The organism is Octadecabacter algicola (assembly GCF_021532625.1).
GTDB lineage: Bacteria > Pseudomonadota > Alphaproteobacteria > Rhodobacterales > Rhodobacteraceae > Octadecabacter > Octadecabacter algicola.
In genome coordinates, this window is the sequence record NZ_JAKGAR010000001.1 from 34,912 (window position 1) to 61,151 (window position 26,240).

Annotated in this window: 17 protein-coding genes; 6 read left to right on the forward strand and 11 right to left on the reverse strand. The window is 53.2% G+C overall.

Annotated features, from left to right (window positions below):
- Positions 1-17: 17 nt before the first annotated feature.
- On the reverse strand, positions 18-3,308 hold the full coding sequence (locus L0666_RS00130) for a glycosyltransferase family protein (RefSeq protein ID WP_235256896.1): 3,291 nt from the start codon (positions 3,306-3,308) through the stop codon (positions 18-20).
- A 48-nt stretch (positions 3,309-3,356) separates the two neighbouring features.
- Positions 3,357-4,112, reverse strand: coding sequence for a sulfotransferase domain-containing protein (locus L0666_RS00135; RefSeq protein ID WP_235256898.1), 756 nt, complete (start codon positions 4,110-4,112; stop codon positions 3,357-3,359).
- A gap of 392 nt (positions 4,113-4,504) precedes the next feature.
- Between L0666_RS00135 and L0666_RS00140 the strand changes: the two genes are divergently transcribed.
- Positions 4,505-8,320 (forward strand): DUF4214 domain-containing protein, encoded by a 3,816-nt coding sequence (locus L0666_RS00140; RefSeq protein ID WP_235256900.1) that lies wholly within the window; start codon positions 4,505-4,507, stop codon positions 8,318-8,320.
- A 60-nt stretch (positions 8,321-8,380) separates the two neighbouring features.
- On the opposite strand, the gene L0666_RS00145 is transcribed toward L0666_RS00140, so the two are convergent.
- Positions 8,381-9,778 (reverse strand): phosphomannomutase, encoded by a 1,398-nt coding sequence (locus L0666_RS00145; protein ID WP_235256902.1) that lies wholly within the window; start codon positions 9,776-9,778, stop codon positions 8,381-8,383.
- Positions 9,779-9,915: 137 nt separating this feature from the next.
- The gene (locus tag L0666_RS00150; RefSeq protein WP_235256904.1) at positions 9,916-10,611 is read right to left on the reverse strand and encodes a hypothetical protein; all 696 of its coding nucleotides are present in this window, start codon (positions 10,609-10,611) and stop codon (positions 9,916-9,918) included.
- Positions 10,612-10,704: 93 nt separating this feature from the next.
- On the opposite strand from L0666_RS00150, the gene L0666_RS00155 reads away from it, so the two are divergent.
- From L0666_RS00155 to L0666_RS00165, 3 genes are all read left to right on the forward strand, one after another.
- Entirely contained in the window at positions 10,705-13,560 is a 2,856-nt protein-coding gene (locus tag L0666_RS00155; RefSeq protein ID WP_235256906.1) for a DUF4214 domain-containing protein, read from the forward strand.
- 267 nt (positions 13,561-13,827) lie between these two features.
- Complete coding sequence (locus L0666_RS00160) at positions 13,828-15,006, forward strand: Hint domain-containing protein (RefSeq protein WP_235256908.1); 1,179 nt, start codon at positions 13,828-13,830, stop codon at positions 15,004-15,006.
- Positions 15,007-15,069: 63 nt separating this feature from the next.
- Positions 15,070-17,505, forward strand: coding sequence for a tetratricopeptide repeat protein (locus L0666_RS00165; RefSeq protein ID WP_235256910.1), 2,436 nt, complete (start codon positions 15,070-15,072; stop codon positions 17,503-17,505).
- Positions 17,506-17,550: 45 nt separating this feature from the next.
- On the opposite strand, the gene L0666_RS00170 is transcribed toward L0666_RS00165, so the two are convergent.
- The 6 genes from L0666_RS00170 to L0666_RS00195 all read right to left on the reverse strand — a co-directional run bounded on the left by L0666_RS00170 (position 17,551) and on the right by L0666_RS00195 (position 24,442).
- Complete coding sequence (locus L0666_RS00170; protein ID WP_235256912.1) at positions 17,551-17,988, reverse strand: hypothetical protein; 438 nt, start codon at positions 17,986-17,988, stop codon at positions 17,551-17,553.
- A 108-nt stretch (positions 17,989-18,096) separates the two neighbouring features.
- On the reverse strand, positions 18,097-18,234 hold the full coding sequence (gene cydX / locus L0666_RS00175) for a cytochrome bd-I oxidase subunit CydX (RefSeq protein ID WP_216037379.1): 138 nt from the start codon (positions 18,232-18,234) through the stop codon (positions 18,097-18,099).
- 13 nt (positions 18,235-18,247) lie between these two features.
- Positions 18,248-19,408, reverse strand: a complete 1,161-nt coding sequence (gene cydB / locus L0666_RS00180; protein WP_235256914.1) for a cytochrome d ubiquinol oxidase subunit II — start codon at positions 19,406-19,408, stop codon at positions 18,248-18,250.
- Between the two features lie 5 nt (positions 19,409-19,413).
- Entirely contained in the window at positions 19,414-21,027 is a 1,614-nt protein-coding gene (locus tag L0666_RS00185) for a cytochrome ubiquinol oxidase subunit I (RefSeq protein ID WP_235256916.1), read from the reverse strand.
- A gap of 140 nt (positions 21,028-21,167) precedes the next feature.
- A complete protein-coding gene (locus L0666_RS00190; protein ID WP_235256918.1) occupies positions 21,168-22,814 on the reverse strand; it encodes an amino acid ABC transporter ATP-binding/permease protein in 1,647 nt (548 codons plus the stop codon).
- Complete coding sequence (locus tag L0666_RS00195) at positions 22,811-24,442, reverse strand: ABC transporter ATP-binding protein/permease (RefSeq protein WP_235256920.1); 1,632 nt, start codon at positions 24,440-24,442, stop codon at positions 22,811-22,813. The genes L0666_RS00190 and L0666_RS00195 overlap by 4 nt, the downstream gene beginning before the upstream one ends.
- Positions 24,443-24,562: 120 nt before the next feature.
- On the opposite strand from L0666_RS00195, the gene L0666_RS00200 reads away from it, so the two are divergent.
- A complete protein-coding gene (locus tag L0666_RS00200; RefSeq protein WP_235256922.1) occupies positions 24,563-25,039 on the forward strand; it encodes an RrF2 family transcriptional regulator in 477 nt (158 codons plus the stop codon).
- Here the strand turns inward: L0666_RS00200 and L0666_RS00205 are convergent.
- Positions 25,036-25,353 carry an ArsR/SmtB family transcription factor gene (locus tag L0666_RS00205; protein WP_235256923.1) on the reverse strand — a complete coding sequence of 106 codons (318 nt, stop codon included), beginning with the start codon at positions 25,351-25,353 and terminating at the stop codon, positions 25,036-25,038. The two genes, L0666_RS00200 and L0666_RS00205, sit on opposite strands and share 4 nt — an antisense overlap.
- A gap of 124 nt (positions 25,354-25,477) precedes the next feature.
- Between L0666_RS00205 and arsH the strand changes: the two genes are divergently transcribed.
- A complete protein-coding gene (gene arsH, locus L0666_RS00210) occupies positions 25,478-26,182 on the forward strand; it encodes an arsenical resistance protein ArsH (protein WP_235256925.1) in 705 nt (234 codons plus the stop codon).
- Positions 26,183-26,240 lie beyond the last annotated feature (58 nt).

A 26,240-nucleotide genomic window follows, 5' to 3' on the forward strand; every position in this document is an offset into this window, starting at 1 on the left:
CTAACCTGCTTCTTTGGTTATGAGGACTCGTCGTCTGACGATGCTGTCCGAATTGCAAAACTGGAAATATTTGCACCCAATCGGCGACTGTCGAGGATATCCGTTTTATCCGCACCAAACACCATTTCAGGCATCTCTTTCAAACTGATCTCAACGGATATGTCCTCGGATTCATCCGAGAATACAGACGCAGGAAGACGCGTTACCAACTCCTCGATGCTCGTTGTCAGTTCGTGAGTTTCCAGTTTTTCACCATTGACCGTAACGACCACTTGGTGCGCATCGCCCGAAGAGAGATCGCGGCCAGACATCGCCAAGACAAGTTCGAGTTCTTCGTCCGCTGCCTTGAACTGAATGTCGATCACAGCCCGATCACCGTCGATCCATGTGAAATTATCTTCAGCCGATGAAAACCCGTCTGACAAGAACTGCAAGCCGTCCTCGTTGGTGACGGTCTTATAGACTGTATCGACCTCAACGTATGACGCTTGGGACAAACGCATCTTCTCAAGACCGGCGCTGACAACACGGTTCTTACCACGTGCGCGTTTCGCATGACTTGGATGAAGTTCCAGATGGCAGACGCCTGCAGACCCAGCCATTTCTGAATCGAGCAAGATATCGTACCGTTCGACCTTATCGGTCAAAACGAACTCAGACGTGGTCGTGTCATTAATTGAGCACGTCATAGTAATGTCATCGCCCTGTTCCTCAGAGTCGACAGCGCTCATGTAGAGGGACAGTTTGGTCGAGCTTTTCAGTTCAGGAACCGCGAAGCTGAACTTAGCAGGGCCATCCGTCAGCCAGACCAGATCAGGTTCGACATAACCGCCGGACACCAACAATGGCAAACCAGATCCACCCCGACGCATGTCGTAGTCCATGTCCTCGGACAGTTCTGGGATCTCGATGTCTTGCGCACGAATGATACCAATCGAGCTAACAAGCATACTCAGTTCGCGTGGGTCCAGTACCGCACCATGTTCATCAAGAACCCGTTCGGCGTGATCGGCGGTCAGGCGCAGACGAATGGTGTCGGAATCAAGTGCGCCCAATGGCAACGTAACCAGAATTTGGGTCGGGCTTGAGTTCAACGCGTAATACCCGAGAGTCACACCATTGACCGAAATCGTACAGTGCTGCGGACGTTGTGAATTCGTAGCTGGACGACCCGCAAGGCCGATCGAAAGCTTCAGGTTATCTTTGTCCTTTTCGGTGACATCACCTAGCCGGAACCGCAATGTCGCAGAGAGACCGTCCACCCAAATTGCGGTTTCCTCCGGATAAGAGAAACCGGACCCCAAGTACTTCAGGGCTTCGCTCCCTTTACGCAGATCGACGATATCGTCGATGAACATACGAGGGTAATACAGCGATGCCTCGCCACCAGACTTCGTAACCTGTGCGCCGATTGGTTCCAGACAGTCACGAAGCGTATTCATCTCTGGATCAAACTTCATCATGTCCCGCAGGAACTGACGTTGCCGAACAAAGCTGGCCTTTGACGGCCTGTGCGTTTCCAAGTCTGCCGTCACTGCGACATAACTAGCGATGCCATTTTGTTGCAAACCACCGTTTTTCAATGCGCCAATCAACAGGGCGACAACTTCCAAACCGTCCAGCAACGCGAGAAACTCAGGGCGCAACGTGTCCAGCGTTGAACGTTTGAACACAAAACGGCCTGTGTCTGAAAAATTATCGTCCGTCAAAAGCTGTTCAGTTTTAGTAGAGAACCCAAGACCTGCCACTTTGCGAGTCACAAAACGGTCGCGAACTGTGCCCTCGAACGTTTCTTCAAGCTTGCCGGATGCGGCAACCTGCGCTGTCGGATTGTCTGACAAACGTCGCGCCAAGCCAGAAAAGTGTTCGCTAAAGAACCGCTCACCTGTGCGTACCAACGCAAACTGGTCTGTCTTGATGTGGGGTAGGGCGGCAGCAAATGCTTGACCCGTTGTTGCTTCGATCGAGCTCGTTCCAAACACATCTGTAATGACCGTAGCGGAGGCAAATTGCTTGCCAAGCCCTGCCACGAGCTGTTTGCCAGCCCCTTCGGCGAAGGCCTTATCACAGACAAAAACCAAATGAAGTTTGACTTTGACCTGTTCGGCCAAATCTTTGATCACGTTGGCGGCTTCTACCACGCGGTGACCGCGATACGGGAAAACAACCGTGATTTCGGATTTTGCCGTTGCCAGATTGTCCTTCGCGAAGGTTTTCGCGCGGCCTTCGTGTTGGTTGATCAATGCCTGAAGCGATTTTTCGAGGCTGAAGAATTCACGCATCCGTTCCTGACCGACCCGCGCGCGTTCGTTCGCGGCGACTGGATCCCGGCGAATATCTTCGATGATCCCTTTGACCTGAAAGAAAATCTCTTCGTCGCTGAGGGTGTCGTCAATTTCATAGACAACATCCGAGAAATACTTGTCCACGATCGAGTGCGGGTTCGCGATCATGGCCGCACCTGCAGCCAAACCTTCGAACAAGCGGTTGGACATCACGCCACTTTCTTGGTGTGGGTGCGATGACATCGCGAGACAGATACCGGACCCAGCCAACGCGCGCACAACGGATGTCCCATCAAATGGAATTTCACCGCGATACGTGTCGAACCCTTCCCACGGACGTTTCCCAAGAAACACACGCGGGCCATAAATATCGATCAGGTCTTCTTCGTCCAATAGGCGCAACAATTCATGGTGGCGCCCTTTGGTGCTCCCCAGACGTTCCCAATTGATCCCGATATAAAACAGTCGCGAATTTTCCGTGATGTTTGGCTCGAAGTAAGGCTCGGCAGGGCTATGGAACAAGTATGGGAACGGCTTTGGCGGCTGTGGACGCGCAGACCCCATCAAGGTGCGAACATGTGCATCGGCCATATCGGATGAACAGGACAACGCGTCGTTGTGGGTCATCAGTTTTTCAACGGACGCTTCGTATCCGAAATCAAAATAGAAGCTCACGGGTTGCCAGATTGCATAGTAAGAATAAACGTCCGTGAGACGCGGGCTTTCAAAATGCAACGACAGGACAAAATCCACGTCGTCCCGCCCAAGCGGCCTGCTGTCATCAACGGGGCTGTCGTCACTGGCCCAAACTGGATAACCGTTATTGTCGGTCACAATGATCTTTGAACCGATGTTCTCTGCCGCAATACAGAAACGTTTGATCACCTCGTATTCTGCATTCTTAATATCAGGCCAAGTTAATGGCACTGCAATCGTCGCCTTTGTTGGGTCGCCTGAAATGTTGGTTTTGAAATAGGTCTCGAGCTTGCTGAGATCGGGACTACCCAGAGTGGCTTTGATCATTTATTTTTCCAGTTTTTAATCAATGTGTTGGAGACGTACGCAGGTGAACTAAACAGGCTCGGGCCACTCACAAGACGCGAGAAGCTTGGCCTTAAGTTCCTCTGTTACAAAGTTTGGTCGGGGTAATCCACTTGGTTCCGCGGTTATCTGCCCATGAACTGAATTTCGCAATTCTGCTTTCAGTTCTTCGCTCAAGTTAGAGCCGTTAATTTCTCTGAAAAACTCGATCGCGCAATGAGGGACGCTTTCGTTCGAGGATTCATTCGGAAGGCGTGGTTCTTCGTAGTCCCAACCAAACATCCTGCGAATAAAGTCGTCGGCAAGCTGGTCGCGTTGAAGATGTTCAAATCGGAACGTAATGACATTCGCTGGGCCAAATACCGAACGCCAATGGTTTACGAGGGTCTTCCAGTTCAAAAGAGGCCAGATTTGATCTGCGTACTCTTCGATCGTTCCAATATATCCGTCACGCACACGTTGCGCGTAAACTGAATTCAGAAAATCCACGGGGTCGCGCAAGACCAGAACGATCCGGATCTCATAGCCAGAAAACGAGTCCCGTAACCGTTCCAAATCCAAGGTCTCGTGGAGGTCCATCGAGAACAGCTCGGAACTGATAATAATGTAGTCTTCTGTACATTCAGCGATTTCGATGAACGCATCATCCCACGCTTTTTTGACCCGCTCTTCGGTTAGGCCAGGGTAAATGTAGCGACCTCGTTCACCAAGAAGGCCCATCACCAGGACATGGTGCCCGGAATCATGAAATTCCTCGGTGCCGGCCTGAAGATAACGAATGTTCATGTCTGCCAAAGCCGTAGGCGCCTTCCGCAAGCTATTTTGGAAGGTTGAAGACGCCGTCTTAGGCAGCCCTACGTGCAAATACACAATCTTAGACATAGTTTTTGGTATGGTATTGGCCGCTCCTTGTAAAGCAACCGGCCCTGACAACGCCTATTCCCTTGCGTTAAGGCGGCCGCACTTAAGCCCCTCGTTCATAAGGTGAAATCCGGCCCAGATGGGCGGACGCTTTATGTCGGCTGCGTACAGTGCGACTTAACCCAAACGGCACCCACAATCGAAAACGAACTGTTTGACCATATTTCGGTCATCATTTTGCCTACCCTTTAATGCCATTACGTCGGGGCAGGAAACCGCAAACCTAATGAGCAACTAGTTTTCAAGGACAACTCTGAATGGACGACTTTTTCTTTCCAGAACATTATGCACCCGACAGTCTAGAAGAGGTGCGGAACGACACCATCCAGACTGCGCAGCTGATCGCTGAGGGAACATACGATGTGTCCGGTCTGGGTCATGACTGGTACGAAATTCGCGCTCAAGCTGGTTTCCTAAACATCACAATGACGCCTGGTGATGAACCTCTCAACCTCGAGATGGCGCTGCACAACAGCGATGGCGTCCGCATCCAACGCGCACCGTCACCAAGCGGGGAAGAAATCCTCGAACGTCGGATCTCGACAGAAGACACTTATTTCTTACGCGTGTTCGCCGCGCCGCTCGGAGATAACCCAGCCGCCGACACTGAATTGGATTACACTCTATCAATCGATCTTCCTGAATATATCGAAGACGATGGAAACGATACGCTGGCAACCGCAACGACCCTCGACGAAGGGACCTCTGGCCCGATCTTGGGGACCGGTATCGATTGGTGGAAAGTCACCAGCCCGTCTGGGTCAATAAATGTCACCATGACGGCTGCCGAAAACCTTGATGATCCGGACGACTTCCGCGACGACCTGCGCAACTTGAACATGGAATTGTACGACAGCGACGGTAACCTACTGCGGTCGAATTTCTCGACCAGCATGGTCGAGGATCTGACTTATCTGGCACCGACCGCAGGCGATTACTTTATCAAAGTTTACACATCGCAGTTTGGTGGAAATACGCCCGCGCCTGACAATATTCTGCTGAGCTACTCTCTCGACATAGACTTGCCAGAAGAAGAAAATCGCGTTGATACAAACGGGTCTATCGCGACAGCTGAACTGCTAAGTGCGGGTGAAACCGTCGTCACCGACGGGATAGGGTCTGACTGGTATCAGTTTGAATCCGGGCCGGGGCTCATGGAATTTTCCATGACAAACACAGATGTGTTTACGCCAGATGGCACTGCGATGAACCTGAACATGCGTCTTTATGATGCTGACGGAACTCCGATCCGGAACGGGTTCCAAGAATTCGCTGACGAAAGCTTTGAGCAGTATTCCAAAGAAACCGCTACCTATTTCTTAAACGTTTACTGGGCACCTTATGAGGGCCAAGACCTGCCCAATGGGGTCGTTTTGGATTACACTCTGAACGTTGATCTTCCGGTAAACACTTGGTCAAAAGAACTCGAATTTGGCCCTATCCGCAATGCCTCGGCTTCTGTCTATGACATCGACAACGATGGCAAGGACGAGATTTTCGTTGGCGCGGTGAAATCCCTCGATGATGACGGCAATGAGATTTTGCCCGGTGGTCTGATTGTTCTTGAGGACAACGGTGACGTCAAATGGAGCCAAACATTCCCTGCAATTTCCGGTGCCGACCCAGTTACGGGTCTGTTCTACAACAGTACCTCAGTGACCACTGCGCCGGTTTTCTCGGATGTGAATGGCGATGGTAGCATTGATATCATTGTTGGCGTTGGCGCCGACAATCGGAACGAATTTGCGCCTGCAGGCCAGCCCGGTGACATGGGCGGCGTCTACGCGCTGGACAGCGACGGCAATATTCTTTGGTCGCATATAAATGAAGATTCATTCGGTCTTCTAAGTGATCCAAATGACCCTGAATCCGCAAGTGGACCAGACGGTCGCCCCGATGGGACCTATGGCACACCGCGTGTTTTCGACATCGATGCTGACGGTCAACGCGAAGTTATCGTGGCCTCTTGGGATCACTACTTATATGTTCTGAATGGGTCTGACGGATCTGTAGAATACCGCGTCGATCTGCATGACACCGCAGGTGCATCGCCGGCGGTTGCAGACCTTGATCTGGACGGTTTGTTCGAGATTATTGCGCCTGCAGATATTACTGCGAACGCACGCGCCGGCATTCCCGAGCAAGGCGGAATCTTGCACGTCCTAAACAACTACGGTCATCAAACCGTGAGCGGCTGGGACACCCAAGTCGGAACATCAACCAATTCTGAGTTCAGAGGCCAATTTGACGAACAATCCTTGTGGTCAAGCCCCACGACAGCCGATCTTAACAACGACGGCAGCCTAGAAATCATCCAGGGCACGGGCAACTATTTCCAAGATGACCGCGGCCAACATGTGAATGTCTGGGACGCCGAAGGTAATTTAGTTATCGAGCTGGCCACCCAAGGGCGCGTTTTGGCAGGCACCCTCGTTGCTGATCTGGACGGCGTCGGCGGATCAGAAATCATTGCAGCAACCCTAGACGGTTACGTCCATGCATGGTCGGCATCTGGCCAAGAATTGTTTTCAACTCAGGTGATGCCATACAATCCGGCAACGGGAGAAGGTGTCGTTGATATTCCAATCGCACGTCAGCCCGTCGCCGTTGACCTGACGGGTGATGGTAACTTGGAAATCCTCGTTAGCATTGGGTCTCAGGTTGTTGTTCTGGATTCACAGGGCAATCAGATCACCAATACGGAGTCAGCAGAACGGGCATTTAACAATTATGCCGGTTCTCCTGTCGCACATGACATTGATGACGATGGCTATCTGGACTTGATCACAGGCGGCACGAACGCAGCCCAAGATCATGCCGTCGTCTATCGCTGGGAAAACATCGTAGATACGCAATTCTCAACTGAAACCCGCATTGGCGAATATCAGAACAGCCAGTCCCTGAACGAGATCGAAGACTTTGTTCAACAGCTCTACGTCAACATTCTTGGCCGAGAAGCGGATGCACGCGGTCAGAACAACTGGACGGACCGGTTGTATACTGGTGTTCTCAGCGGATCTGACGTCGCGCGCGGGCTTATCTTCAGCCAAGAATTCGTAAACCAAAACACGACGAACGATGAATTTGTTTCCGTTCTATACAAAGCAATCTTCGGCCAAGATGTTCCCGACGAACGTGGCTTTGCACGATGGACTGGAGATTTGGACGACGGATTGAGCAGATTGCAAGTTTTGCAAGGGTTCACCGGCTCCCCACAATTTTCTAACTTGGCGAGCTCTTATGGTATTCGGGCTGCCGCCAAATTTGGCGCTGTCACAGCAGGTGAAACCCTGATTGGTGATGATACCGAGAGTTCGGTTCTGCGGGCTGGCGCCGGTGACAACACTCTCGTTGTAGGATCCGGTGCGGTCGATGACTTCTCAACCAGCACCGTCGAATTGGCTGGCCAAGTTTATCGACTGTATGAAGGCACTCTTGGTCGCCAACCAGATTCCACGGGCTTTCAAGGATGGTTTAATGGTCTGTACAAAATGGTCGAAGGTGTTGGCGGCGGTGTAACGTTGCAGCAAGCCGCGAACACCTTTGTAAACTCCGCTGAATTCCAGAAAAACTACGGCGAGCTGTCTGACGCGGAATTCGTAACACAGCTCTATCAAAACGTTCTGGATAGGGCCCCCGATGATCGCGGCTTGGCCCGATGGACAGGGGACCTTGCTGACGGCCTATCGCGCGCCGAAGTCGTCCTAGGCTTCACCCAAGCGACGGAGTTCCGTGCCAACACAGATCCAGAACTTGATGACTGGATGCAAGACGCCAAGGTCGAGTGGAACGACGTTTTGGAAGGCGGCGCTGGCGATGATTTGATGAATGCCGGTACGGGCAGCGATGTCTTCGTATTCCGCAACGGCGAGGGCGGATCAGACATTATCTATGATTTCGAACCTTGGGACCGTTTGCAGTTGTCCGGCTTTGGGTTTGACACAAAAGAAGATGCGATTTCGAACATGAGCCAGAGCGGGAGTTCTGTCGTCTTCGAGAAATCTGGTCAGAAGATCACCTTCTTGAACACAAGTCTCAGCATGATGGATCGTGTCGGCTATAACCTGTCGTAATCACAAACGACAAAATTAGCACGCAGCCCGATGATCAAAGATCGGGCTGCGTGCTAATTTCTAAAGTGTTGTGCGTAGTTTTTCCAAATGCACGCCAAGCAATTTTTGCGCGCGTTGGGCTGAGTCAGCTTCGACGTAACACCGGAATTCAGGGGCGTTACCTGACGGTCTCAGGTGGACAACATTGCCACCCTCAAAGCTTACTCTCAAACCGTCTGTTGTGTCAGCATCGGTTTCAGCCCCGACACCCGCAAAGAAAGCCGCGCGCGCGGCGCGGTTCTCCGTCAGCTCTGTCAAAAACGCTTTGGACGCATCCGTAGCGATACCCGTCAATCGATCCGCAGCCGTGAAACGGGCGGGCAGGTCAGCAACCAGCGCATCAAGCGTGGTTCCAGACGCCTGCGCAAGCGACAACGGCGCCAAAATCGGCAAAAGGCAGTCGCGGGTCATCAAAGGCGCCAATCGACCTGACGGTGTGACTGCTTCGAAGCCAAGCAAGAACCCGCCATTCGCCTCGTAGCCAACTACCTTTGCCGATGGATCCGCCGCGAGGCAGTCTTCCATCGCTGCAATCACAAACGGTGACCCGATACGCGTTAGATGGATGGTTTCGAATTCGTCCATTTGCTTGATCATCGTGTTGGATGACACAGGCGTGCACAGAATGTCGGCGCCCAACATTTTCGATGTGATCGCGCCCAAGACATCCCCTGGAACGATATTGCTATTGCGATCCACGACCATCGGACGATCAGCGTCACCATCCGTTGAGATCAAAACATCAAGGTTATGATCACCGCACCAGCCAGCAAACAAACTGCTGGTTTCTGGATCTACGGCTTCGGTATCGACCGGGATAAATTCATCCGACCGCGCGATCGGCACTGCGGTGCCACCCAATGCAGTCACAACATCAACCATCACGTCCCGCGCCACAGAGCTGTGCTGGTAAACACCGACCCGCAAACCTGTCAGAGCTGCCGTACCGAAAGCCGACGTATAACGCGCTACATACGCAGCAATCGCGTCTTGCCCGCCATCGATCTTAACCGTCGCCTCAACCGCAGGCCCATCGAGCGCTGTCAGATGCGAAAGAATAGAGGTTTCGTCGTCTTTCGAAATTTCGCCCTTCGTCGTGTAGAACTTCAGCCCGTTCCGGTCAGCAGGAATGTGGCTGCCCGTAATCATGATCGCAGCTTGTCCCGCGGATAAAGACGCGAGCGCCAGTGCAGGCGTCGGAAGAGGGCCGTCTACGATCGCGGTTTGACCAGCCTGCGAGATTGCCGTGATAACAGCGTCGGCGATTTCCGGTGAGGATGGGCGCAAATCCCAGCCCACTCGGACGGTGCCATTTGTCTCGCACGCCAAAAGGAACGCATTGGTATAATCACTGACAAGTTCCGATGTCAGTTCAGTAACAAGGCCACGAAGGCCGCTTGTGCCAAATTTAGGAGCCATTCTCGGGTGCCTTCCAAAAAATTGATGTGGGTCCGAAGGTTTTAGCGGCCCCAAGTTGATTTGGATTGTCTGTTACAAGAAATACTGGAAAACTGGAACGGCCCTATCTGCAGAAACTTGTTTTCATCTCAACGCGTTCAATATGCCGCGCTGACCCCCAAGTTGAGAGCGAATGTCTTATCCTGAGTAACTTGCACTCCAAATGCAATTTGGCCGTTATAGGAACTGTCCCATCCATAATATGCGTCCGTAAAGACAAACCCCGTCGCATGAATGCTGGTATCTCGCACATCCAAAAGCGCCGATGTGATCGCAACTCGCGTTCGGGAAACTTCCACTCCGCCGCCGCTTCGCACCCCCCACACGCCGGATCCGCCAACCGGCCTTTCGATTTGGGAATACAGGCGTGGGGTCAGCGTAACATAATCAAACCGGACAGAAATCGGATCGATCAAAGGCCCCGCACCTTCAGGCAAACGATAATATGCTTGTCCGACCGATAGCATCGCGTCCCACATTATATCCATATCAGGCCTAGACCATATCAATTGCGACGCCTGCAACGACAGCGCATAAGATGCCCCGCTGCTTTGGCGCGCGCCATCGGTTTCCCCAAATATGTCATCTGCGCTTAGGTTAAATCCGCCCCCCACGGGGGTTGGGCCGAAAAAGCTATTGGCGGCGCTCTCCAAGGCATCCGGCAGTGTCAAACTAGGTCCGGATCCTGCTTGCAACCGAAGCTCAATAGGGTGCTGCGCAGAGCCAACGGTTGGGTAAAGACCCGAAAACAGAAACAATCCTGCAAGAAAAACGCGAATAGTTATTTCACCCATCTATTCAGAACTTTCCGCCTTGCTCGAGTTCGAACCATTGATAGTATAACTTTGATAAAAAATTGAGAATACTTGCTTTTAAGGGATACAATTATGTTGGACGGTGTTTTTTCGGTACTTACTTTTATTGAGGATGATGGTGAAACAAGTGTTTTTGACAGCCTATATGACGCGGCTCTGATCGAAAACTTAAGTTTCGATCATGCAGACGCGCTTGAAGTTTTCGGTGACACTATTTCTGCCGCCCTTAACGAAGCACCGACAACAATTTCCAGTTCAAAAGTCGTTTGGGGCGATGCACAGAATGCGCTCTCAATTTCTGGTCTTAACCTTAGCAATATTAGCTCACTAGAAGACTTCGCCGCAGATCTGGAAGCCGGCATCGCATCCGGTAGCTTTACATCGATTGATTTCATCAGCGGCGGGACCAATATTCTGGAAATCCAAGGGACCGGAACAGAGTTTTCGCTCATTTCTGGTGATCAAAGGATCGACCTGACTGGGCAAATCCCCAATAGCTTTCAGGGCATGTTTGATCTGATTATTGCTGTTGGAAATTTGACGCTGACCGATCCAGCAGACTTTACCCAAGCTGAATTCAATTCCCTAATCAGTGTCTTGGAAACTTTTGCATTGTCGTCTGCGACGATAAGCGACGGCGGTGCGCAAGTTGCGCAACTGTCGCTCGGTTCATCTAATGTATCACTCAACCTCGCGGGGATGGAATTTGCAGCCGCTGGCGCATTCGATTTTGATAGCCTTGGAAACTTCATCGACATTCTTTCGGATGCCACGAATAGGGGTGAAGATCCTCTCGACCTCGGCGATATCGCAGAATTTGGGCTGACAGAATTGTCGGTCACAGGCGCTGACGGCACCGAACTGATCAGCATTACAGGGAACCCAGAAACCGAGGATGACCTCTTCTTTGAAACCATAGAAGTGGTAGGGACAGATGAAGACGACCGTAACATTGATCTCGACGCCATTTTGTCCTTCGACGCTAACCAATTTAATATTGATCTTGGCGCCGGTAGAGACGAGCTAGAAGTCTATCCAGAATATGCATTCTATGGTGGCGAATTCGACAATTTCGAGCTTCCTGAAGTCTTTATTGACGGTGGGACCTCATTGGACGGTGACTTTGAGAGTAACGAGTTTGATTTCGTATCTGGAATCTATGGCATTTACACTCTCAACTTCGAAGAAGGTACGTTCGAGGCATTGGTCGACCCAGATGCCGCCTACGGATATTACAATTATGTCGACGGCCAGTATGAATACGTCAGCCCAGAGGGGGATTTCTCCGAAGAAAATGCCGTCGTGGTCCAAGAATTTGATTTCGCGAATTTCTCAGACGCTGATCTCAATTTCTATGGCGGCGGCCAACTGATTGTCACAGGTGACGCCGAAGAAAACCGTTTCGATCTTAAATCGCTGGTGGACTACTTCGAGATTGATGGCAAAGACGGCGAAGATCGACTGAAATTCGACAACGGGTATTACGACGTTACAGTCACAGAACTGGTCAACGGAGTCGAAGTATCAAGCATCGAAACCCTAAACGACATCACAGCTGACGCTTTCCTCGCCGTGTTCGATATCGAGGTAACCGAAGGGGCCTGGTATGAGATATTCGTTGAGTCCACTGGCGAAGTCATCGGACAGTTCCGCAATATCGAGTCTTTCCAGTTCCTTGACGACCTTGGAGAAGACGTTTTCCTAGGATTGGAAGACTTGGTTAATGACAATGCGTTTGTCGGCGACGGCCTCGACAACTACTTGGTCGGAGATGATGCGCAGAACGTTCTTGTTGGCGCTGGTGGTATCGACGTACTGCGCGGTAAAGCAGAGTCAGATATCCTGTTCGGCGACGACGGAGACGATTACATTTTCGGTGACGATCTTCCGGTTACGTATTTCGCGGAGACGGCGGCGTCTGTGTATCGTTTGTACCAAGCCACGCTTGGTCGCGAGCCGGATGCGAATGGGCATCAGAACTGGACCACGCGGGTGGCCACTGATGAACTGTCGCTGCTGCAGGCGGCGAACGGGTTTGTGAACTCAACGGAATTCCAGAACACATATGGTGCGTTGGGCAATGCGGACTTCGTCAATCTGCTCTATCAAAACGTACTGGGTCGCGATGCCGATGACACCGGTTTGGCCCGGTGGGTTGGCGACCTCGAGGGCGGCATGGAGCGGGCGCAAGTCGTTCTTGGGTTCTCCAATAGTAACGAGTTCAAGAACAACACCGCAACGGATGCTGCGCAATTTGGGCAAAGCAATACCCAGCAGGTTTGGACCGACGATGTGTTCCGCCTGTATCAGGCCACGCTGGATCGCGCGCCCAATGTGGACGGCATGTTCAACTGGTCTGAACGCCTGGGAACGGGGACGGATTACCTGGATGCGGCCAACGGATTTGTTGCTTCCCAAGAGTTCAAGAACCGCTTTGGTGAAGACCTGAGCAACGCTGATTTTGTCGAACTGATGTATCAGAACGTGCTTGGCCGTGCCGCGGATGAAGGTGGCTTGGCGCGCTGGGTTGGTGACCTCGAAGACGGGGCATCACGCACGGAAGTTGTGCAAGGCTTTGCCCAATCCAGCGAGTTCCGCAACAACACCGAAGACGCATTGGAAGACTGGATGCGGGACAATGCGGCCAGCGATGAAATCATCGGCGGCGAGGGTGATGATGTGATGGCCGGCGGGTTCGGCTCGGACCTGTTCGTGTTCCGCCAAACGGACGCAGGCAGCGACGTTGTGCTTGATCTGGAAGCTTGGGATGGCATCGACATCACCGATTTCGAGTTCGGCGACCTAGCAACAGCACAAGCTGCATTCACGCAGGACGGCACCGACGTGGTCTTTGCATCGGGCAACGTTGAAGTCGTGTTTGAGGGCACCGATCTCGCCGACTTCGATGACGGCATGTTGTTTGTATAAGGGACGTCTGGGGATCTATCCTATGCTGGTAGGCTTTAGAAAAGCGGGTGGGAAAATTACCATCGGCAAGCTGTTGAGCGCATTCATAGTTTGAAGTTCGACTAGCACAGAAAATGACCATCGAGACGTCATTTAGATCGCCAGCCGTCGATGAAACATGACTTCATGCGTTATTAGTTAACTTGATCTATTTTTGCTGTTACGAAGTGAGTGTCAGTCTGGCTGACTTTGAATTTCGTACCCTTGAGACACAGTGGAGAGAGTATCGTGGCAACAACTACAAATGTGATCAATGGCGGTCTGGCGATAAACGAAGTCGGAACTGACCCAAACGGAACTCCCGGATTTGACACTGACGGCAGCGGCGATATCGACGCGCTGAAGGATGAATTTATCGAGATCATCAATGTATCGGGCTCGCCAATATCGCTTGCGGGTGTGGAGCTTTGGGAAGACCAACTGGTGCACAGTTTCTCAGGTGGCACATTGGGCGCTGGGGAAGTCTTGCTAATTTTAGATAACAACGCAGACCTTGCATCAGCACAGGCCGCGAACCCGGGCGCAACGATTGTGGTGGCAAGCGGGTCATTGTCGCTTTCGAATACCGGTGACGGGCTTGCGATGGTCGACACCACGTCAGGCGATTATGTTGCATTTAACTACGGCAATGCCGTCGGTGGCGATGAGGCCGCAGATTCTCCAAGCTTTCCTGGTACCAATCTAATTGGCACGGACGACGTCGCACTGACCGCTGACGGCCAATCGATCCAGCGCGATCCAGCGGGCGATGACAATATTGTAGTTGACGACGCAACACCGGGATTGCTGTGTTTTGCCGAGGGCACCCTAATTCGCAGTTTGAACGGCGAAGTTCCGGTCGAAACTCTTGAGGTCGGGCAGAAAATCCAGACAGCGTCTGGTCAGGAATGTGATGTGCTTTGGCTTGGGAGACAGACAGCGCAACCTGGTTCCGCTCAGGTGCCTGCTAAACTTGAACCTGTCCGCATCCACAAAGGGGCGTTGGCGAACGGAGTGCCGCATAGTGATTTAACCGTAACGGCCGATCATGGGTTGGTCGTAGACGACTTGGTCATAAACGCGGGGTGTCTTGTGAATGGTTCGACTATTCAATGGGTGCCTGCTGGCGAACTGCCAAAAAGCGTTACTTACTACCATATCGAAACCAAGCACCACGAGGTCATCCTTGCTAACGGTGCGCCAACAGAAACCTTTATTGATTATGTTGGGCGGCAAAGTTTCGACAATTACCAAGAATATGTCGATATGTATGGCTGCGAGCGGATCATTCCGGAGCTGAAATACACACGCATTTCGGCCAAGCGGCAGCTTCCAAAACACATCTGCGAGCGTTTTGATATTCCTTCATATGATGATGCGGTTGAAGCAGAGTTTGTTGAGATGATGCAAACGCTTAACGTTGGGTGATAAAGCGGTTTGTTGAGATTTTGGCCAGCCATTTAAGGGATAACGCAATCGTGGTTCCCTTAAATGGTTGATACGACGAGAAACAACAAACCCACCGCCGCGGACCTGTTAGAAGCAGTGAGCGAAGCGCAACAGGTGCTCAACTTCGATGGGGCCTTGCAACAAGTTGTTTCTGCATTGGAGCAGTATCCTGGCAACCTCCCACTGCAGTTGCGAAAGGCGGTCGTGTTGCGCCAGTTGCGGCGCAACGATGAGGGCATCGCGCACTTACAAACGTTGTTGAATCGACGCCCGCGCAATGTCGCGATTATGTTCGGGCTCGTGGCAGCGCACCGCGAAGCAGGCGAATATGAAACCAGTCTAGAATTGATTGAAACAATACTGGCGTTACAGGCAGGTCACCGTGGCGCACTTCTCGCCAAGATCGAGATCGCCATCGCGTTGCACAAATTCGACGACGCCCTATGCCATGCCAATGCAGCCGAAGCCGCACTTCCAAACGACCTGACCATTCAAATCAAAAAAGCCATATCTTTTCGGGGCCTTAGGCGCCACGAAGAAGGCATTTCTCTTTTGGTTGCGTTGTTGAAACGCAACCCACGCGACATCACTATTATGCACACGCTAGCAACGTCACACCGCGTCGCAGGGGATCAAGTCGCCAGCCTGAAATTGATAAACAAGATGCTGGCGGAACAGCCAAACCACCGTGGTGCGCTTGTCGCGAAAATTGGATTGGCAAGCAGGTTGCAAGACTTCGATACGTTGACAGACTTTGCTTCAAACCATCTGCCTGTGTTGATGTCGAAAAGCGATGAAGCTGATATAAACCTTGGCGCAATACTGGGTGCGACAATTCTCGCCGGTTTACCGCCGAGGTTGTCTGAGGATTTGTTTGACGAAATTTCAGATTGGCTTGTTGCGCACCAAGAAAACATTCCCAGCGGCCTTTTGTGGGATGTATACGAGCGCGCCGACCTCAGCGGCAAGGATGTATTAGCCGACAGTTTTCTAGGCGATCTGTTTTCACGCAAAACCCTAGGCCTTCATGAAAGCAAACAGATACTGGCCAAAGCGTTTCAGCACCAGCTGTCGAACTGGAAAGAGATCGGGCAGGTGCTTTTATCCAAACAGTCGCCAGAAAGCCGGCCTCAGTTCGAACTCGAATACGATGCGTTGACCATTGGGGCGTCTAGAGCGCTCAGTCAAAGGGAGCGCGACGGTGGTACCCCACGCACAGTTGCAGAATGTTTGCTTATTTCCAGACTGCTGAAACAAGCAGGAAAACAACGTGTCGCGGTACGGTATTTACATAAGGTTTTTGATCATCACCTTGATAGCGTTCCAGTCTTTCGGGACTATGTGATGACCTCGATCGCGTCCGGCGAGCCGCATCGTGTCGCCAAGGCCAAAGAACGCCTGCAATCCTCTGCACCCCAAAGCCAACTTGTTATTGCGCTGTGCTTTGTCGAGATGAACGATCTCAAAGAGGCACGCAGGGTTCTTGAGGCAATTACGGACCCACAATTGAAGCTCGACTCTCGTGCAATCTACATTGATGTGTTGATAGGGTTGAACGAGATAGATGCCGCCGAACAAGCCATCCAAGAGATGCGGTCTTCGCAGTCTCAAAAAGACTACATACATTTCAACCCATCTTTGCAGGGTTTGCTCTTTGCTGACGCTAAATTGGCCAGCGAAGCCGGTTTGGATCAGGCGAGTTTCACTACAATTGCGCCTGCTGTTCAGGTGATATCTGACTGGATGAAACGCACGGCATCCAAAACAGGTGAAAGTCAACAAATACCACGAAATATCGTGCAGTATTGGGATGCAGAAACTCCTCCCGAAGATGTTTCTGAGATCATGCAAACTTGGAAAGATGCGCCGCATTGTGACTATCGCCTTTTTAGTCGCGATATGGCCCTACGTTTCATAAATGATCGGCTTGGCCCAAGTTGGGGAAAGGCATTCTTGTTGTCCCGTTCACCTACAGAACAAAGTGACTTCTTTCGCCTTTGTTTTTTGATGTTAGAGGGCGGTATTTACGCCGACTCGGATGATCGGCTGATCTGTCATGTCGACAGTCTTTTTGCTCAGTCCGACGGGCTCACCGTCACATTGGAACCCTTTGGGAAAATCGGAAACAACATCGTCATGGCGCCCGCAAAGCATCCAGCAATTGTTTGGGCCGCAGTGTCTGCGAAGAGATCGCTTCTTCAGCGCGACAACGACAGTACATGGAGCAAGGCCGGCCCCGGTCTACTGACGAGGGCGGTCGCTAGATATATTCAGAAGTGCGATCTGGAAAAGGCGCACGTCGATCTGACCATAATCGAGCGATACAAAATCGGAAAGTTTGTGCAGTACCATACGCCTTTGCCCTACAAAGAGAGCAAGCTTTATTGGAATTCGCAACATGTCGCCGGAAGCCTTAGGGGGTTATCCAGCAAGTTTTCTGGTGCGCCTGTCACGAGCGATACATCCCGCCAATTATAAGCTCCGGTGACGCGCCCGCAGACCAAAGGGCTGCAGGCGGTTGGCTTAGTAGCTTGCGATGCGTGCGTTTGGTGCAATCATTGCGGCCGCCATCGCAGGGGGCTGAGCGACTGTGACTCCGTCCATCAACGAGTCTGCCTGCAGGCCTTTGCCGGGAAGGTAGATGGCGCAAACTTCGACTTTGGCGCCGGGCAGGGCGGCGATTTGGGTCAGCAGGCCTTTGGGGCTCATGTCGCGCGGTGGCTGCGGTGCTGTGGCGCTTTCGGGGGCGTCCTGAAGGGCGATGTCACCAGCAGGGCCGCACAACATGATGTGAGGCGCAGCGCCTTGTTGGGCTGCCTGCATGGCGAGAACCATTGCCATCAATTGTGTCTGAGGTTCCGCTGCGGTCAGGATTGTGACCAGCGCGTCTGGTGCATCTTGGGCAAGGGCCGGACCTGTAAGTGACAGTGCGGAACACGCCGCGAGGAGGAGTTTCTTCATTTCGAGTATCCTTTCGGGATAAGTAATATTTGGGCGGGTATTGGCGCGGGCCTCCTTTAAAGAGGGAACCCACGCCGGACCGAGGAGGAGGGGACGAACCCCGGTCGTTCAGTGGGTGTGATCACCCATGGGGCAGTCGCCCTCATCCGAGAAGCAAGCGTCGGTGCGCATCTCTAGCCAGATCGCATTCAAGACGGCGAACATAGCGGCGAGGGGCAGCCCGAGTAGCCAAGCAAAATACCACATTTTGTTTTTCTCCTTAGTAAACGCTGTGAGAGTTTTCGGTGACGTCAGCTTCGGTGACTTTGCCCCAAAGCACTTTGTAGACCCATGCGGTGTACATCAGGATCAACGGCATGAAGATCGCCGTGGCCACCAGCATGATGAACAGTGTCTGGTGCGAGGACGATGCATCCCACACAGTCAGAGAGCTGTTTGGATCAATGGTGGACGGCAGGATGAACGGGAACATTGTCAGCCCAACGGATGAGATGATCCCGAAAATTCCGAGCTTCGACCACAACAGTGTTGAGACTTCGCGACCAGCCCGCAGCCCCATCACGGCAAAAGCGATGCCAACAAAGCCCGCAATCGGTGCAATCGCGATCCATGGACGGATAGCATAGGCGGCCAGCCATGATCCATCACGGGTCACGTCCGAATAGAGCGGGTTCGACGGGCCATTTGCCGCCACTTCACCCAAGGCGAAACCGTCAATGCCAACCGCAAGCCACAGACCTGCAAGCGCATAACCCGCAGCCGCCACGAACCCGGCTTTGATGCCGATTGCACGGGCACGTTCAGCGACAGCGCCTTCGGACTTTAAGGAAAGCCATGCCGCACCGTGCATCAGCAACATGGAAAACGAAACCAAGCCAGCAAGCAGCGCGAAGGGGCGCAGGAGGCCAATGAATTTCATCGCGGCGTTACCGGGATACATCGGCATCAGGTCTTCGGTCAGGTAAAACGGCAGGCCCAAAAGGACGTTCCCAACGGCCACCCCGAAGAGGAGCGCAGGCACAGCACCACCGGCAAACAGCGCCCAATCCCAACGCGCGCGCCATTTAGGATCCTCGCGTTTGGAGCGGTATTTGAATGCCACAGGGCGCACGATGAGCGCGGCAAGCACCACAAACATCGCCAGATACAGTCCGGAGAAGCTTACGGCATAAAGCGGGGGCCATGCGGCAAAGATCGCACCGCCGCCAAGGACGAACCAAACTTGGTTGCCTTCCCAAACAGGCCCAACAGTGTTGATCGCGATGCGGCGTTCAACGTCAGTTTTGGCGACGAATGGAAGCAAGGCGCCAACGCCCATGTCAAATCCATCCGTCAGAGCAAATCCGATCAGCAACACGCCTAAAAGCGCCCACCAGATCACACGAAGGATATCGTATTCGATCAATTCAAAAAGGATCATCGGTTTTACTCCGCAGGTTTGGTGTTGGAGGTCGGAATGTCGATCGCTGTACGAAGGCGTGCTTCGTGACGTTCCTGCCATTCATTGGTTTCGTCCACGTCTTGGAATGGGCCTTTGCGGATATATTTCACCATTAGGCTCATCTCGATCACGAAGAGGACCGAATAGAAGATAAGGAAGCCTGCCAAAGTGATCAGCAGATCAGCAATGCTGAGGTGTGACGCGCTCATCGCGGTCGGTAGAACGCCATCCACTGTCCAAGGCTGCCTGCCGAACTCCGCTACAAACCACCCGAGTTCCGCTGCGATCCACGGGGTCGGGATGATGGCAACTGCTGCATAAAGTGACCAACGCGGGAACTGCATTTGCCGGAAAGAAGCCCGATAAAAGAAGTAGGCCATCACAGCGATAAAGCTAAAGCCAAGGCCAACCATAATACGGAACGCCCAGAACAGCGGTGCAACGCCAGGGACCGTATCGTCAGCAGCCATCTGGATTTGCTCTTCTGTCGCGTCGCGCGGATCGTCGACATAGCGTTTAAGCAGATATGAATAGCCGAGGTTTTCGGAGTGGGCCTCAAACGTGTCGCGTACCGCTTGCGGTGTGGCGTCACGCTGTTCGCGAATGGTCATCAGCGCGTCATAAGCGATAAGGCCGTCGCGGATTCTGACTTCGGATTCTTCAACCAACTCGTTGATGCCGGGGATTTCAGTGGTCAGGCTGCGTGTGCCGATCAAACCCATGGCCCAAGGAATGTGCACGGCGTAGTGGGTTTCGCGCGCTTCTTGGTCCGGAAACCCGATCAACGTGAACGATGCAGGGGCCGGTTCCGTGTGCCACATCGCTTCGATCGCAGCGAGCTTCATGCGTTGTGTGTGGCTGGCCGAGTAGCCGGATTCATCACCAAGGACGACAACAGACAGGGCCGCAGCCAGTCCAAACGCGGAGGAAACAGCAATCGAACGGCGTGCGAGATCTTTGTGTTTGTTTTGGATAAGGTAAAGAGCAGACACGCCCAAAACGAAAACGGACGCAGTTACGTAACCCGCCGATACGGTGTGCACGAATTTGGCCTGGGCGACTTCATTGAACAGAACCTCGAAGAACGAGGTCATTTCCATCCGCATGGTCTCGGGGTTGAACTCAGCGCCCACGGGGTTTTGCATCCAACCGTTGGCGATCAGAATCCAGAGCGCGGAGAAGTTTGAGCCGATAGCAACAAGCCATGCGACTACCATGTGCTGGACCTTGCTGAGTTTGTCCCAACCAAAGAAGAACAATCCCACAAAGGTTGCCTCTAGGAAGAACGCCATCAAGCCTTCGATGGCGAGGGGCGCCCCGAAGATGTCACCGACATAGTGGCTGTAATAGCTCCAGTTCATGCCGAACTGGAATTCCATCGTGATGCCGGTTGCGACACCGATCGCAAAGTTGATGCCAAACAGCGTGCCCCAAAATTTAGTCATCTGACGCCAGATGGGGCGGTTCGTCATGACATATACGGTTTCCATGATCGCAACGAGGATCGACAGACCTAACGTCAGCGGCACGAAGAGAAAGTGATACATGGCTGTAAACGCGAATTGCATGCGCGACAGCTCGACCAGTCCGATCTCCATGAGAAGGCTCCTTGAATGATTTAAATGCGCATCAGGGATGCGGATTAAATTTCAAGTATGCCGATTCTGATTTGCATTATTTGATCTGTGTCAAAAACTTGTATTTCAGATGTAGATTATTTCGGTATTTCCGCGACGTCCTATGTGACGCGTACAATTTTATCCGCAAATGCCACTTCTTCTGGTCGGTGTGCGGCGATCAGAAACGCCGCATTTGGTAGGGCCCGACGCAGTCCTTCCAACACGGTTTTCGCCAGCGGCGGATCAAGCCCTTCTGTTGGTTCGTCCAACAAAAGAAGTGCGGGTTTGCGCAAAATCGCGCGGGCAAGAACAAGTCGGCGTGCTTCGCCGCCCGACAAACCCAGCCCTCGAAACCCGAGGCGACTGTCCAAGCCACCTTTGGAGCGGACCACACCCGCAAGCTGCGCAGCGTCCAACGCCGCCCAAAGATCCGCGTCCGACGCAGCAGGGGCGGCCAGTCGAAGATTTTCCGCGATTGTCCCAGCGACCAATGCATGGCGTTGAGGAACCATCGCAACGCTGCGTGTCAGGGCCGCATTGGGAACAAGATGAGAGGCTGATCCTCTGTAAGACAGTTTGCCAACGCTCGGTGCGATTTGCCCTGCGGCCATCAGTAAAATCGTGGATTTTCCGCTGCCACTGCGACCAGTCAATGCAACGGTTTCACCGGACCCCACGCGAAAGCTCAGAGGCGCGAATAACGGGGGGGCGGATGGCTCTCGTGTGGCCACAAGCGCTTCAGCGATAAGGGGGCCATCCGTGCCGTCGACCATCTCTTCGGATGGTACAACATCAGCGTTTTCCAGAAGGGGCATGACGCGCTTTGCGGCGGACCTCATCTGCCCAATCTCCGCCAACGCTCGGCGGACGGGGGCCACCGCCTCAGAAAGTGCGAGCGCGGCAAACACGCCAATCGCCGCCTGTGCGGCGCTGATAGAACCCGATTGAGTAAGCGATGCACCAATCGCAAGTGAAACTGCGACAACACTCCAGCCCATCACCTCAAGACAGAAACCGGTTTGGCGTTCTATCCTTTCAACAGCGTTCTGACCAAGCGATTGGTAAGAGATGGCCATACCAATGCTCTCTTGTGCATGCCGGATCCGACCAAAAGCGACCAGTTCTTCGCGCACGGTAATTAGGTCAATGACGCGGCTTCGCAGCGCCTGCATCCCTGCTTCGTTTCTGCGTGACGGGCGCTGTGCCAGCGACTGTCCCACGAGGAAGACAAAAGTTGGTCCAAACCCGTATCCAATTAGGATCACTAACGCGATGGCGGGATCGACAAGCAGCCCAACGGCGATCGCCGTAAATGCGATGACAGCCAAGCCCGCGATCCCAGGGATCAGCAGCCGGAGTGCCAACCCGTCAAGTGCGTCGATGTCAGCGGTAACTCGGTTCAAAAACACGCTCGCGCGGAGGCGTTCCAGATGTCGGTAAGGGGCGTGAAGGACGCCGTTTAAGAGGCGAATGCGAAGGTTCGATAAGGCACGCAGGGTCGCGTCATGGGTGGTTAGGCGTTCGCCGTAACGGGCCACTGTGCGGCCCAGTGCCAGAAACCGAACCATGGCGGAGGGGCCAAAGACGTTAAACACGGTCCCCAACCCGATCAAACCCGCCGCCGCCGCCGCAGTGATGAACCAACCGGACAGCGACAGAAGTGTAATCCCCATTATGAGCACGGTGAGGGACAAGGCCATGCCCTGCGCGAAAGCCTTCTTTTCACCGTTGAGCAGGAGAAGCGCCAGTTTCAAAAGATTTTTCATGCAATTGCCCCCAGGTCAATGTGTCGCTGGAGTCTGGAAACCAACCTTGAATCATGGGTGGCTGCGATCAATGTTCCGCCCTGCGCGACGTAGGCCAAAAGTCCGTCAATAATGTCGTGCGCGGTGTCCGCATCCAAATCCGCCGTTGGTTCATCCGCAAAGACAATGCTTGGTTGTTGATGCAATGCGCGGGCCAACATCACGCGCCGCGCTTCTCCGCCAGATAGTCCTGCGCCTGTCTCGCCCAATGGGGTGCTTTCTTTGGCGGGAAGGGTGGCGATGATCGGAGTCACCCGCGTGGCATCCAATACATCTTTGTCCAGTACTTGTCCGAATCCGATGTTCTGGCGCAGGGATTGCCCCAAGAAACGCGGCGCTTGGGGCATCCATCCAAGCGAGGAACGCCACGCATCTGCGGTTGTGTCGTCCAACGTCGACCCGCTGATAAGCACGTCACCGGTTTCCAGCCGTTCAAGACCCGCAAGCACCCGAAGCAAGGTTGTCTTGCCGACTCCGCTGGGTCCGGTCACCGCGATGCTATCACCGGGATGGATGTCGAAATCTGGATATTCAAGCGTGCGGTCATCACGCTGAACTGTCAGGTTGCGCACTGATAGCCTTAAGAACGGCAAAGGTTTGGCGCTGGCTCCTGTGCCCAGAAGGGCGGGGCGGTTCTCGCTGCGCCACGTTTCGATTTCGTCCTGTACTGCATCCGCAGCCGATTTGTCGTGCCATGCCGCCGCCAGTTCGCGGAGAGGTTGGAAGTAATCAGGCGCCAAAAGCAAAAGATAAATTCCTGCAAAAGGCGTCAAAGGTTGGCCCCAACTGCCCCACGAAAGTTCCCCCAAAAGTGCAAAACCCACCCAAACAGCGATCATGGCAACACCAAGCGCCGAGAAAAGTTCCAGAACAGTCGAGGACAGAAACGCAACGCGCAAAACTGCCATTGTGCGTTCCCGAAGCGAATTGGAAACGGTGCCAAAGCCGTCAATTACCTGTGGGCCAGCGCCGATCAATTTCAGGTCTGAAAGGGCGGCTAGCCGATCTGCCAACAGGTCGTTAAGTGACCCGATTTCGACCATCTGGCGCGCGCTCGCTTCTTTGGCGGCCCAGCCTATCAAAGCCATGAACAGCGGGATCAACGGGCCTGCCGCAAACAGCACAATCGCAGCAGCCCAACTGTACCAAGCCGTAATGATCAAGATGACAATCGGGACGACCATCACCCGCGCACGTGCTGGTTTGTACCTAAGAAGATAGGGGCGCAATGCTTCGAGTTTTTCGGTCGCCAGTGCTGCGATGGCTCCGCCGCCGCCAAAGGCAGATGGCGTCGCAGTTGCGGTTTCGACAGCGATGAGGTTAGCGCGGAGCGATTGGATCTCGGCCTCGGCTGTGGCACTAAGGTAAACTTGCGCCATATAGTTGAGCGCTGAGCGGATAAGGCCAAGGCCCAAAAGGGCCGCGCCCATCGACCATACCGCCACTGATGTTCCGACAAGCAACGATGACAAAACCCGAGCAATGACCAAAGCCTGCATCAACCAAATTAGGCTTGCGGCAACAGCCAGCGCGTCGCCAATCCGACTATGTCGATGTGGCGTTTCTGTCGGGGTCTGCTTGTGAGTCATGTGTTTGGGCTTCCTTGTGTTGAAAGCTGTGTAGGGCAATTTTTGTGGGCCAAATGTGATCTGGATCAAAGAAACCGGTATCTGTGATGTGAAATATTGCTTCAAAGGGAAGGAATCTAGATGCGTCTGACGACACGAACCAATCTTGCCGCCCGAACGTTGATGTTTTGTGCTGTTAATGACCGCAATCTTGTTCGGACGTCCGACATTGCTGAGCGCTGTAATTCATCGACCAATCATGTCGCGCGGGTGGTCCAGAATCTCCAAGCCGAAGGTTTTGTCGTTACGGTGCGCGGTCGGACAGGAGGCATTCGACTGGCCAAACGGCCAGATCAGATTTCAATTGGTGCTGTCTTTCGGGTCTTTGAAACCGAAATCCCGTTTGCTGAGTGTTTTGACAAGGAACGAAACACTTGCCCGCTGGCAATAACATGTCGGCTGCGATCCTACGTCGCACGCGCGCTTGAGGCGTTTTATCACGAGCTCGATTTAGTGACGCTCGACGATCTGGTGCGCGGAAACTGCGGGTTGGTCGACTTACTGGCCATGCAGCCAAAGCTATCGGTTGAATGCACGAAAGATTCGATTGGTGCCTAGGGGCAGAGGGTTATTTTGCAGTCGTCTAATTGCCCACTGCAACAATCGGCGATCAAAAATTGGACCAGTTCATTGATATTCGCCAGATTTGCGGCGTAGTGGATTTCGCGTTGATGGCGGGTCGCCGTCAGCACGCCCGCACGTTTCAGGATCGACAGATGACCGGACAACGTGGACGGCTTTGCGCCCAATTGGCGCGATATTTCCATCGCTGGCAACCCCTTTGGACCCGCACGCACGAGAAGACGAAACGCATCCAATCGGGAGGGGTGGGCGAGGGCGGAGAAGGCTTCTATTGCGTTGGCTTGATCCATATTTCGTTAATACCCGAAATAACGAATCTTGACAAGCTTAGGCGACTCCACTTAGGTCACTGTCAATTCGGTGTTTGCCGAAATGAATGGACGGCTGAACTGCCACAAACGGAAAGATACCCTGATGACCGATACCCCTAACGTCGTAGAAGACCACTTTCGCACCACGGACACTGATCGTTTGTTTGCCCCTGATGATCTGATCCATGCGCCTCGCATTTTGCTGCTTTATGGATCACTTCGGGATCGCTCGTTCAGTCGTTTGATGACCGAAGAGGCGGCGCGCATTTTAGGTCGTCTGGGCGCCGAAACAAAGACGTTTAACCCAAGCGGGTTGCCGTTGCCCGACGACACCGATGCCGATCACCCAAAAGTGCAAGAACTTCGCGAGCTGGTGAACTGGAGCGAAGGCATGGTCTGGTGTTCACCAGAACGCCACGGGGCGATGACAGGGATTATGAAAATCCAGATCGATTGGATTCCACTATCGATGGGGGCTGTCCGTCCAACCCAAGGCAAGACGCTTGCGGTTATGCAGGTGAACGGCGGTTCGCAAAGTTTCAATGCGGTAAACCAGCTGCGGATTTTGGGGCGGTGGATGCGGTTGCTGACGATCCCGAACCAGTCTTCAACGCCCAAGGCTTTCTTGGAGTTTGACGACAATGACCGCATGAAACCCTCAGGCAACTACGATCGCGTGGTTGATGTCATGGAAGAGCTGGTAAAATTTACTCTGCTGACCCGTGGGCGCGCCGATTATCTGGTTGAACGCTACAGTGAACGCAAAGAAAGCGGTGAAGAGCTAATCAAACGGGTGAACCAAAAGTAGGACTGGCTGATTGGATTTCTCCAGCTAAAGTCAGGGCAACAGTTCTGATCGAAGGTAA